The sequence below is a fragment of the uncultured Microbacterium sp. genome (assembly GCF_963528945.1).
GTDB lineage: Bacteria > Actinomycetota > Actinomycetes > Actinomycetales > Microbacteriaceae > Microbacterium.
Genome location: NZ_CAURWX010000003.1, coordinates 320,313 through 330,983 on the forward strand (window position 1 = coordinate 320,313; position 10,671 = coordinate 330,983).

Sequence of the window (10,671 nt, forward strand, 5' to 3'; positions counted from 1 at the left end):
ACCGGCCCTCCCGGCACCGCCCTCCGTCGGATCACCCGAGGCGACGGTCAGGCCGCATCCTCCTCAGCGGTGGTCGCGATGTGCTCCTGCAGCTGCGTGAAGACCTCGTCGAGGCGCGCTCGTCCGGCGTCGTCGAGGCGCGGCAGCGGCGACCGGCACTCCCCCAGCGGCGCCGACAGCTTGCCGCCGAGGTACTTCGCGGCACCGAACACGCCGACCTCGACCATGCCCTCGACCGTGTCGTCGATGCGCACCTGCACGGCGCGCGCACCGGCGAGGTCGCCCGCGGCGAACCGTCGCCGCAACGACCGGAACAGCTCGATCTGCAGGCTCACCGTCGTGCCGATCGCCCCACGCGCGCCGATCGAGAGCGCGGGCAGGTAGAACTCGTCGAAGCCGTTCACCACGGTCTGATGCGGATGCCGTCGCAGGATGCGCTCGGCCCCGTAGAGGTTGCGCGAGGTGTGCTTCACCCCGATCACCTGCGGCAGCGCGAGCAGCTCGTCGAACCCGCCCTCCGAGATGTCGCGCCCGGTGAACTGGGGGATGTTGTAGAGCACGAAGGGCAGGTCGACCTCATCGATCACCGTGCGGAAGTGCCGCACGACGTCGGGCGTCGAATACCCGTAGTACAGCGGCGGGATCATCGAGATCGCGGCGACTCCGGCATCCTTCGCGGCCTGCGCGATGCGTACGGCCTCGCGGGTCGACATCGCGCCGACGTGCGACAGCACGGGCACGCGTCCGGCGACGGCGTCGACCGCGGTCGCCGCGACGGCGATGCGCTCGTCTTCCGAGAGCAGCACGCCCTCGCCCGACGACCCGCACACGTACACGCCCTCGACGCCGCGGCGCACGTCGCTGTCGAGCATGGCGGCGAGCGCCTCGTGGTCGACGCTCTCGTCTGCGCGCATCGGCGTGACCGCGGCGGTGAACAGCCGCTCGCCCAGCACCTCGCTCACCATGCGGTCCACCCGCCGTCGACCACGACGTTCGAGCCGGTCATGTAGGTCGAGGCATCCGATGCGAGGAAGACGAGCGCGCCGTTGAACTCGTTCGCCTCGGCCATGCGCCCGATGGGCATGCGGGCGGTGTAGTTCGCCTGGAACGTCGCATCCTGCGTGTCGCGCCGCACGCCCGACGGCGTGAGCGTGTTGACGCGGATGCCGGCACGGCCCCAGTACGTCGCGCAGTAGCGGGTGAGGTTGTAGAGCCCCGACTTCGCCGCCGAGTACGCGACCGGCTTGATGAACGGCACTCCGGTGAGCTCGGCCTTGTAGGCGTAGATGTCCTGCACCGGCGAGACCATGCCGTAGATCGACCCCACGTTCACGATCGATCCGCCGACCCCGGCATCGCGCATCCGCCGGCCCGCCGCCTGGGTGACGAGGAAGGTGCCGACGAGATTCGTGTCGACCACCTCGCGGAACACCTCGACGGGGAACTCCTCGAACGGCCCCGACACCTCCGGCGGCGCACTGGGCTGCGTGTCGAGGCCCGCGTTGTTGACGACGACGGTGGGCACGCCCCACGCCTCGGCGACCCGGTCGAAACCGGCATCCACACTGGCCTGATCGGTGATGTCCATCGCCACCGCGAGCAGTCGGCCCTCGGGGTCGTCGATGCCGAGGCGCGCGGCGGGGTCGGCCACCTCGCTGCGCGACGTCACCGCCACGCGTGCGCCGCGGCCGTGCAGCTCGCGCACGAACTCCGCGCCGATCTGGCCGAAGCCGCCGGTCACGACGACCACCTTGTCCCGCACCGAGAAGAGCGGGTCCGTTCCTTCAGACATAGATGAGTACTCCAGATCGCAGGGCGGTCAGCCCTTGACGGATCCCGCGGTGAGGCCCGACACGATGCCGCGCTGCGCCCACAGGAAGAAGATGATGGCCGGCAGCGCGAACAGCAGCGCGCACAGCATGACCACGTTCATCGGCGTGTAGAACTGGCCGAGGAACGACGACAGCCCCACGGATGCCGGCCACAGATCGCTCGACGAGATGAAGGTGTTCGCGAACATGAACTCGTTCCAGCCGTCGAAGAACGCGATGACCGCGGCCGCCGCGATGCTCGGCATGATCAGCGGCAGCACGATGGTGGTGAGGATGCGCAGGCGGGAGCATCCGTCGATGCGCGCCGACTCCTCGATCTCGTACGGGATCTTGTCGATGCCGCTCTTGATGATGAACATGCTCACCGGCATGACGAACGCGGTGTCGGCGAGCACCAGGCCCCAGTGGCTGTTGAGCAGCCCGGCTCCCGCGAAGATCGCGTACAGCGGCACGATGATGAGCGCCTCGGGGAGCATCTGCGTGCTGAAGAACACGAACCCCGCGACGCCGCGGCCATGGAAGCGGTAGCGGCTCAGTGCGTAGGCGGCCATCGTCGCCAGCACCAGGCTGAGGATCGTGGTGCCCGCGGCGATCACGAACGAGTTGCCGAGCCAGCGGAGGATCGGGATGTCGGCGAGGAAGCCGCCCCACTGGCCGATGTTCTGCACCTCGGGGAGCAGCGGCTGTCCGTCGCGGTACAGCGACGTCTCGGTGGCGAGCGAGGTCGACAGCATCCAGTAGATCGGGAAGCCGGCGAACACCACGAGGAGGGTGATCAGCACGGCCTTGCCGAGGCTGCCGAACTTGGCACCCACGCCGCGACGACGCGGGAGGTCGGTGGGGATGCGCACGGTGGTCATCGCTGGTTCTCCTGACGCTCCTGCAGCTGCTCCACGACGAAGTAGACGACCGTGACGAGCAGCGAGAGCACGAGGCCGAGGGCGCCGATCGCGGCGGCCCGACCGAGGTTCTGATCCTGGAAGGCGGTGCGGTACACGTTCACGACGAGCGTGTTCGTGACGTCGAGCGGCCCGCCGCCGGTGATGAGGAAGATGATCTCGAAACGCCGGATCGACCAGATCGTCATGAGCAGCGTGATGATGCGGATCGTCGGCATGATGTGCGGCAGCGTCACCGCGCGGAACGACTGGAACCGCGTCGCGCCGTCGACCCACGTCGCCTCGCGCAGCTCGTGCGGCACGCTCTGTAACGCGCTGAGCATGACGAGCATGACGAGCGGGGTGAGCTTCCAGACCGTGGCGAGCGTGACGGCGAAGAGGCCGTACTGCGGGTCGACCAGCCAGCCGTGCTGGCCCATGCCGAGCGCGCTGCTCGTGCGGTTGAGGATGCCCTGCTCGTTGTTGTAGATCCACACGAAGATGAGCGCGGCGGCGACCGTCGGCACGGCCCACGGGATGGTGGCGATGGCACGCACGATGCCACGGCCCTTGAACGCCGTGTTCAGCAGGAGAGCGCCCGCCGTGCCGATGCCGACCGAGAAGATCACCGTGAAGAACGTGTAGAGCAGGGTCGTGATCACCGACGACCAGAAGCGGTCACTCGACAGCAGGTAGTCGTAGTTCTCCAGGCCGACGCCGCGGCCGCCCGCCGGGTTGACCAGCTTCGTGGCCGTGAACGACAGCAGAACCCCGCGGATCAGCGGGAAGACCGTGAACACCGCGAGATACGCGATCGCGGGAAGGAGGAAGAGGTACGCGCCGTAGCGTTCGACGAAACGTCCGACCGCGCCGCCGCCACGCTTCCGGCGCGTCTTCGGGGGCGAGGCGGGAGGAGCCGAACGGGGCGCCTCGAGCGTGGGGATGGCCATGGCCGGGGTCCTTTCGGGAAAGCCGGGGGGGTCGAGGGGCGGGGGATGCGGCATCCGCCCGCCCCTCGCGATGCTCAGCCGAGCTCGGCTTCGAGCGTCTCCTGCACCTCGGCGAGCTTCTGCTTCACGTCGCCGCCGTTGACCCGCAGGTCTTCGACCGCGGTGAGCACCTCGCGCCAGACGACCTTGCTCTCGGTCTCGAAGCCCTCGACGAGCGTCGACTTCGAGGTCTTCGCGGCCTCGAGGAACTGCGTGGCCCACGGGTTGGCCTCGAGGAACGCGGCGTCGGGCTCGACATCGGTCGCCATGGCGGATGCTCCGAGGCCGGCGCGGATCGCGGTCTGCCCCTGTTCGCCGAGCACCCAGCGCACGAAGTCCTTCGCGGCCTCCTTGTTGTCGCTGTTCGCGTTCACGGCGATGATGAGCTGCGAGTTCGAGCCGGGGTTGGCGAGCGGCAGCGGGGCGGCACCGAGCGTCATGCCGTCGACGACGTTGTCGGGGTTGCTCGTGATCGTCGTCGCGACGCCCGAGTTCTCGAACAGCATGCCGACCTGGCCCTGACCGAACTTGGCGCGGAAGGTCGACGCGTCGTCGCCGATCGGGGCGACGCCCGAGGCGAAGGTCTCGAGGAACGCCTCGACGGCCTCGACGTTCTCGGCCTTGTCGATCGTGAGCTTCTCACCGTCACTCAGCTCGCCGCCGAAGCCGTAGATCCAGTTCGCCATCTCGAGGGTCCAGCCGTCGATCTCGGCCGTCTGGTGACGCCCGGCCCAGCCCGCGATGCCCAGCTCGGACTTGATCGTCTGCGCCGTCGTGAGGAACTCGTCGAACGTCGTCGGCACCTCGAGGCCGAGCTGGTCGAAGATCTCCTTGTTGTAGATGACGGTGCTGTACGTCGGGCGCTCCCAGTTGAAGCCGTACTGACCGCCGTCGAACACCCCGGCCTCGTTGGTGTTGTTGAGGTCGTCGCCGAGCTCGTCGGCGATGTCGTCGAGGGGCTCGAGCACGCCGGCATCCACGAGGGAGGCGAACTGGCTGTCCTGCAGCACCATGACGTCGGGGCCGCCCCCGGCGCCGAGCTCGGTGCTGAGCTTGTCGGCGTAGTTCGCGAACGGGATCTCGACCTTGGTGAGCTCGATGTTGTCATCGGGGCCGGTGTAGCCCTTCACGGCATCCCAGATGATCGGGCCCTTGCCGTCTTCGAGGAACTGCCAGTTCGAGAAGGTCAGCTCGCCGCCCGCGCTCCCGCCGCCGCCGTCACCGGCGCCACCCGAGGCGCAGCCGGCGAGGGCGAGGACGGAGACGGCGGCGAGGCCGGTGAGGCGCAGCGCGCGGGGGCGGTGCGACGGGGGTACGGGGGAAGACTTCACTGTTCACTCCTTTGGGCAGCAAGCTCTGTGCGTCATTGCATCCGATCTCGCGGCGGGACGTGAAATCGGTTTCATCACCATAACTTCGCAGTCATGAGGGTGTCAAGGTGCAAATGGTTACGCAACCTTTTTGCGTCGTTCGTGGGCCCCCGCTTCTCGCGTGAAGGGTCACGAAGCGCCGCCTCCCCGGCATCCGACACGGCGTGTCTTGACCCCTCACGCTGTGGAGGACGGGAGGGCGGGGCGGGCGGCATACGCTGGAGGGCGTGCACCGCGTCTTCTCCTACGGCACCCTGCGTCAGCCCGAGGTGCAGCGTGCGCTGTACGGGCGCGAAGTCCCCACCACCGCAGATGCGCTGCCGGGCCATCGCCTCGACTGGGTGACGATCACCGACGCCGCGGTCATCGCGACGAGCGGGTCCGACCGGCATCCGATCCTGCACCCCGGCGAGCCGACGGATGCGGTCGACGGCGCATACCTCGACCTCACCGACGCGGAGCTCGCCGCGACCGACGCGTACGAGGTCGCCGACTACGCGCGCCGCGAGGTCACCCTCGCCTCCGGCGTCACGGCCTGGGTGTATCTCGCCGCCTGATCGCTCACGGCATGGGCGCCACGCGAGGCGAGCCCCCGAGCGCCCGCGCTTCCGCGCGAGGGGTCAGGAAACGCCGGGTGCGGGGGCTGCGATACGGCGTGTCTTGACCCCTCACGCGGGGTAGGCACGGGCTGAGCGGGGGGGTCAGGCGAGCCAGGCGGGGGCGCGGCCGCGCAGCACCCCACGATCGACCGAGAACCGACCCGCACCGGCGAACGCGAGGGCCAGAGCGGCGGCACCGAGCAGGGCGACGAACTCGTAGCCGCCCTCCGCGACCCAGAGACCGGCGGGCAGGTGCACCAGCACGAGCGCCACGACCATGTCGACGGCGAGCAGGATGCCGGCGAGCCGGGTGAAGAGGCCGACCACGAGCATCCCTCCCCCGATCAGCTCGACGAAAGCGACCACGGGAGCGGCGATCTCGGGCAGCGGCACGCCCATGCCCGCGAAGCTCTGCGTGGTGCCGGGCAGGGTGTACTCGAAAATCTTCTGCGCGCCGTGGGCGACGAAGATCGCGCCGACGACGACGCGGAGCACGAGAAGCCCCCAGGAGGTGGCGGCGGACGGGGCGGAGGTCTTCGGCATGAGGGGGCTTCCTTCGTGTCAGGACACGCGCCGGGCGCGGTGGGGGTTCCCACCTTCGACGCTAGGAAGCCCACCTATCCGTTCCCTGTGCGCGCCTCGCCCGCACAACTTCGGAGTGGCGACGCGACACGCCGGCGCATCCGCCTCATCGACGGCGCGTCGGATGCCGACTCCGAAGTTGCGCCGGGCGAACGGCGCGTCGGGGGCCGACTCCGAAGTTGCGCCGGGCGGACGGACGAACGGCGCGCCGAGGGCCGAGTCAGCGGTTCGCGGCCACCACCTGCGCCACGGCCTCGCGCTGCGCGGGCGTCGGCTCGGCGATCGCCATGCGGCAGTAGGCGTCGACCACCTCGAGCACGCGGTACGCCTCTTTCATGCGGGCCATATCGCCGCCGATGAGCGACACCACGTCGTCGACCGCGGTCTGCGCGGCGGCGATCGCCTCGGCATCACCCGAACGGCCGGCATCCGCCAGCGCGCGGAAGGGCTTCGGCGTCACCGACGAGACACCCGAGACCACACCCTGCGCTCCGGCCTCGACGGCGGCGATCAGGTCACGGTCGGCACCGGTGTACAGGTCGAAGTCGGCGGGCACGACCGCGCGGTACGCGGCGATCTCGTCGAGCGACAGTTCGCTGACCTTCGCGCCGACGATGTTCGGCAGCGCGGCCAGGCGCACGAGCAGCTCGGGCGACACCGTGTTGCCGCTGCGGGCGGGGTAGATGTAGACGTACAGGCGCCCGTCGCCGACGGCATCCGACACGGCCTGGAAGTAGTCGAAGATCGCGTCATCGGTCGACTTGAGGTAGTACGGCGTGAGCGCCGCGAACTCGGTCGCCCCCAGGCCGCGGGCGATCTCGACCAGCCGAACGGCCTCGAAGGTGCTGGGCTGTCCGACGTGCACGATCACGCGCATGCGATCGGCGAGCTCGTCGATCGCGGCCGAGACCAGCGCCCGGAACTCGTCGGCGTCGACGGCGGGGAACTCCCCCGTGGTGCCGAGGATGAAGGCGCCCTCGTTGCCCGACTCGCCCACGAACCGGAAGATCGCGCGCGATCCCTCCAGGTCGAGGCTGCCGTCACGGTGGAACGCGGTCGGAACGGCGGTCAGGATGTCGTAGCGGGTCACTTCTCGTTCTCCTCGGAGTTCTTGCGGGCCTTGCGCCGCGCACGGGGGGATGTGTCGACGTTGCGCACGGTCGACGTGAGCAGGTCGGGGGTGGCGGCGAGCTCGTCGTGGGCCTTCGCGATCTGGGCGCGGCTCTCGTCGTCGAGGATGGAGTCCTCGAGCGAGGCGCGCTCGCCCCGCGGCTTACGTGCCGCGCGGATCGCCGGCATGACGATCGACAGCGCCGCGAGGGCGAGCAGCACGATCGCGATCGGGCTGACGACCTCGAAGAACGGCCGGGTCGGCAGGATGGCGAGGGTACGGGCGAGGTTCTCCTCGGCGAGGGGGCCGAGGAGCAGGCCGAGCACGACCGGCCCCGCGGGCACCTGCAGGCGCTTCAGCAGCACGCCCACCACACCGAACACGAGCATGGTGACGACGGTCGACAGGCTGTTCGACGTCGCGTACGTGCCGATGATGCAGAAGATCAGGATGCCGCTCCACAGGTACGGCTGCGGCACGTCGAGCAGCTTCACCATGCCCTTCATGCGCACCAGGCTGAGGATCAGCGACAGGATCGTCGCGATGAGCATGATGCCGACGATCGAGACGACGAGGTCGGGGCGGTTGGTGAAGAGGGTCGGGCCAGGGGTGATGCCCCAGATGATCATCGAGCCGATCATCACCGCCATGACGGAGTCGCCGGGGATGCCGAGCGCCATCGTGGTCGTGAGCGATCCGCCGAGCGTGGCGCTGGAGGCGGTGTCGCTCGCGGCGACTCCCTCGATCGAGCCCTTGCCGAACATCTCGGGCTTCTTCGAGACCTTGCGGGCCCGCTCCCAGCCGATGAGTCCGGCGATGTCGCCGCCCGCCGCGGGGATGAGGCCGACGCCGAGGCCGACCGCACCACCGACTGCGGTCGCGCGTCCGGACTGCTTCAGCTCCGACCGGTTCGGGAACCAGCGGCCGAGGCTCGAGATGGGTCGCACATTCGACTTCCGGTACGTCAGCAGCTGGTCGAACAGTTCGGCGATGCCGAAGAGACCGATGATGACGGCGATGAAGTTGACGCCCTCGACGAGCTCGAGAACGCCGAACGTGAAGCGCTGGTCGGCGGTCGCGGCGTAGGTGCCGACGCTGCCGAGCATGAGACCGAAGAGCCCGGCGAGGATGCCCTTGAGCATCGACTTCGACGAGATGCCGATCATGATGGCGATGCCGAACACGACGAGGGCGAAGAGCTCGGGCGACTTGAAGTAGTCGCGGGCGAAGCTGGCGATCGGCACGGCGGCGACGGCGAACAGCACGAGCGACGCGAGGATGCCGACGGCCGACACGATCGCCGAGATCGTGAGCGCGAGGCCCGCCCTGCCCTGCTTCGCCATGGGGTACCCGTCGAGGGTCGTGGCGATGGAGGCCGGGGTGCCGGGGGTGTTGATGAGGATCGACGGCACCCGGTCGCCGAAGTTCGCGGCGACGTAGATGGTCAGCAGCACGGCGAGGCCCTGCACGGGCTCGAGGGTCATCGTGAACCCGGCGGCGAGCGCGACGGCCATCGTCGCGGTGATGCCGGGGAAGGCGCCGACCATGAAGCCGAGCACGAGGCCGACGAGCATGTACAGCAGGATCGAGATGTCGAGGAGCGAGTTCAGCCCCTCCATGAGTGCGTTCACAGCGGAATCCTCAGGAGCATGCCGAACACGACGTAGACGAACGCCGTGACGAGGACGGAGTAGATGACGAGGCTCAGCCAGCGGCGGTGACCGTAGAGGAGCATGAGGGCGGCCATCAGGAGGGCCGCCGCGATCGGGAACACCTCGATGCGGTACCCGAAGAGGATGACGGTGCCGAGCGACCAGAGTGCGATGAAGGCGCCGGTGATCGCGAGCGTGGCGAGCACGCGCACGTAGCCGCCGGGCTGGATGCGCTCGAGGTCCTCCCGGCCCGGGGCGGGGCGGGTGAGGGCCATGGCGAGGATCGCGATCGCGATCACCACGGCGGTCACGCCGATGACGGTCGGCCAGAACCGGGCGTCGATCTGCCCGGGGGCGGCTTCGCGGCGCAACGGGATCTGCGTGGCGAGGAAGAGGTAGCCGGCCGAGAAGGCGAGGGCGACGACGCCGAAGACGATCTCGAGGGGCCGGGATGCCGGGGCGCCCACGTACTCGTCGGGGGCCGCGGCCTCAGCCGCGATGTCGGGACTCGACATGGTTCTCCTTCGTTGGAGGGGAGCGCTGCGGGGCCGGAACGCGTCCGACCCCGCAGAAAGTGCTCAGCCCAGGAGGTCCTGGAAGAGCGCAAACTGGTCGTCGACGAACGTCGTCCACTCGGCCGAGTCGCGGTAGACGACGAGGTTGCCGGCATCCGCCTGGAACTGCTGGTAGCTGTCGGACTCGACGGCCTCCTTGACGGCCTGCTCCAGGGTCGACTTCACGTCGTCGGGCAGGCCCTTCGGGGCGTAGATGCCACCCCAGCCGCCGAACACGACGTCTTCGCCGATGGCCTCTTCGACCGTCTCGACGTCTTCGGCGTCGGGGTGGCGTTCGTCGTTCATGACGGCGAGGATGCGCACGGCCTCGCCCTGCGCGAGGGCCTCGCCGAGACCCGAGACGGCGGCGACGGTCTCACCGGATGCCGCGGCCGCGACGGCGGTGGCACCGCCGTCGTAGGGCACCGGGGTGAAGTCGGCGTCGGTGGCGTTGCCGAGCCCGATCGTCGCGGCTTCCCAGATGGAGCCGGCGCCCGAGTTGGCGACGGTGACGGCGCCCGACTCGGCCTGGGCGACGAGGTCGTCGAGGGTCTCGATACCGCTGTTCGCACCGACGGTGATGACTCCGGGGGCGAGCATGATCTGGCCGAGGAGGTCGAAGTCGGAGGGCTCCACGTTGGCGCCCTGGGTGGTGTTGAGCATCGCGATCTCGACGGGGGCGAAGCCGATGACGTAGCCGTCGGCGTCCTGCGAGCCGACGTACTCCATGGCGAGCGCGCCGGCGGCACCGGGCATGTTCTCGGGGATGACGCTGACGCCGAGGATCTTCTCGAGCTCGGTCGCGAGGGCGCGCGACGACAGGTCGGATCCGCCGCCGGGGTTGGCCTGGATGATGAGGCGGATGTCCTTCTCGGGGAATGCCGACGCGGCATCCTCGCCCTCCTCGACCTTCGTGCAGGCCGAGACGACGAGGGCGGTCGCTGTGAGGGCGGCGAGTGCGGCGGCCGCCCGGGTGATGCGCTTGCGGGGCATCTTTGCTCCTCTACGTGGGTCGACCGTGTTGTCGACGCTGCGAGAATACCAGTGTTGACTGTTAACAGTCAACACTTTGAGAGGAGGGTGGCGACGGCGAGCACGACCTCG

Annotated in this window: 11 protein-coding genes; 1 reads left to right on the plus strand and 10 read right to left on the minus strand. The window is 69.2% G+C overall.

Translation table 11 applies throughout. The annotated features are described in order from the left end of the window. Positions 1 to 47 precede the first annotated feature (47 nt). The 5 genes from RWS82_RS11450 to RWS82_RS11470 all read right to left on the minus strand — a co-directional run bounded on the left by RWS82_RS11450 (position 48) and on the right by RWS82_RS11470 (position 5,030). A complete protein-coding gene (locus tag RWS82_RS11450) occupies positions 48 to 965 on the minus strand; it encodes a dihydrodipicolinate synthase family protein (protein WP_314650238.1) in 918 nt (305 codons plus the stop codon). Further along, positions 959 to 1,792, minus strand: a complete 834-nt coding sequence (locus RWS82_RS11455) for an SDR family oxidoreductase (protein WP_314650240.1) — start codon at positions 1,790 to 1,792, stop codon at positions 959 to 961. The genes RWS82_RS11450 and RWS82_RS11455 overlap by 7 nt, the downstream gene beginning before the upstream one ends. A 27-nt stretch (positions 1,793 to 1,819) precedes the next feature. Next, a complete protein-coding gene (locus tag RWS82_RS11460) occupies positions 1,820 to 2,692 on the minus strand; it encodes a carbohydrate ABC transporter permease (protein ID WP_314650242.1) in 873 nt (290 codons plus the stop codon). Next, complete coding sequence (locus RWS82_RS11465) at positions 2,689 to 3,660, minus strand: sugar ABC transporter permease (protein ID WP_314650244.1); 972 nt, start codon at positions 3,658 to 3,660, stop codon at positions 2,689 to 2,691. The genes RWS82_RS11460 and RWS82_RS11465 overlap by 4 nt, the downstream gene beginning before the upstream one ends. Positions 3,661 to 3,734: 74 nt before the next feature. Next, positions 3,735 to 5,030 carry an extracellular solute-binding protein gene (locus tag RWS82_RS11470; protein ID WP_314650246.1) on the minus strand — a complete coding sequence of 432 codons (1,296 nt, stop codon included), beginning with the start codon at positions 5,028 to 5,030 and terminating at the stop codon, positions 3,735 to 3,737. 266 nt (positions 5,031 to 5,296) lie between these two features. On the opposite strand from RWS82_RS11470, the gene RWS82_RS11475 reads away from it, so the two are divergent. Beyond that, positions 5,297 to 5,626 (plus strand): gamma-glutamylcyclotransferase family protein, encoded by a 330-nt coding sequence (locus RWS82_RS11475; protein WP_314650247.1) that lies wholly within the window; start codon positions 5,297 to 5,299, stop codon positions 5,624 to 5,626. Positions 5,627 to 5,770: 144 nt separating this feature from the next. Here the strand turns inward: RWS82_RS11475 and RWS82_RS11480 are convergent, their stop codons facing one another. From RWS82_RS11480 to RWS82_RS11500, 5 genes are all read right to left on the minus strand, one after another. Then, positions 5,771 to 6,211: a DoxX family protein gene (locus tag RWS82_RS11480; protein WP_314650249.1), complete on the minus strand. Its 441-nt coding sequence runs from the start codon at positions 6,209 to 6,211 to the stop codon at positions 5,771 to 5,773. 259 nt (positions 6,212 to 6,470) lie between these two features. After that, complete coding sequence (locus RWS82_RS11485) at positions 6,471 to 7,340, minus strand: dihydrodipicolinate synthase family protein (protein WP_314650251.1); 870 nt, start codon at positions 7,338 to 7,340, stop codon at positions 6,471 to 6,473. Then, positions 7,337 to 8,992 (minus strand): tripartite tricarboxylate transporter permease, encoded by a 1,656-nt coding sequence (locus tag RWS82_RS11490; RefSeq protein ID WP_314650253.1) that lies wholly within the window; start codon positions 8,990 to 8,992, stop codon positions 7,337 to 7,339. The genes RWS82_RS11485 and RWS82_RS11490 overlap by 4 nt, the downstream gene beginning before the upstream one ends. Beyond that, positions 8,989 to 9,528, minus strand: coding sequence for a tripartite tricarboxylate transporter TctB family protein (locus RWS82_RS11495; RefSeq protein ID WP_314650255.1), 540 nt, complete (start codon positions 9,526 to 9,528; stop codon positions 8,989 to 8,991). Before RWS82_RS11495 ends, RWS82_RS11490 begins: the two co-directional genes overlap by 4 nt. 63 nt (positions 9,529 to 9,591) lie before the next feature. Beyond that, positions 9,592 to 10,560, minus strand: a complete 969-nt coding sequence (locus RWS82_RS11500) for a tripartite tricarboxylate transporter substrate binding protein (protein WP_314650257.1) — start codon at positions 10,558 to 10,560, stop codon at positions 9,592 to 9,594. Positions 10,561 to 10,671: the final 111 nt, after the last annotated feature.

Excerpts from the sequence above, each read along its gene's own strand:
- RWS82_RS11455 (WP_314650240.1), bottom strand. The coding sequence starts at position 1,792 with ATGTCTGAAGGAACGGACCCGCTCTTCTCGGTGCGGGACAAGGTGGTC.
- RWS82_RS11500 (WP_314650257.1), bottom strand. The coding sequence starts at position 10,560 with ATGCCCCGCAAGCGCATCACCCGGGCGGCCGCCGCACTCGCCGCCCTC.
- RWS82_RS11495 (WP_314650255.1), bottom strand. The coding sequence starts at position 9,528 with ATGTCGAGTCCCGACATCGCGGCTGAGGCCGCGGCCCCCGACGAGTAC.
- RWS82_RS11450 (WP_314650238.1), bottom strand. The coding sequence starts at position 965 with ATGGTGAGCGAGGTGCTGGGCGAGCGGCTGTTCACCGCCGCGGTCACG.
- RWS82_RS11460 (WP_314650242.1), bottom strand. The coding sequence starts at position 2,692 with ATGACCACCGTGCGCATCCCCACCGACCTCCCGCGTCGTCGCGGCGTG.
- RWS82_RS11465 (WP_314650244.1), bottom strand. The coding sequence starts at position 3,660 with ATGGCCATCCCCACGCTCGAGGCGCCCCGTTCGGCTCCTCCCGCCTCG.
- RWS82_RS11480 (WP_314650249.1), bottom strand. The coding sequence starts at position 6,211 with ATGCCGAAGACCTCCGCCCCGTCCGCCGCCACCTCCTGGGGGCTTCTC.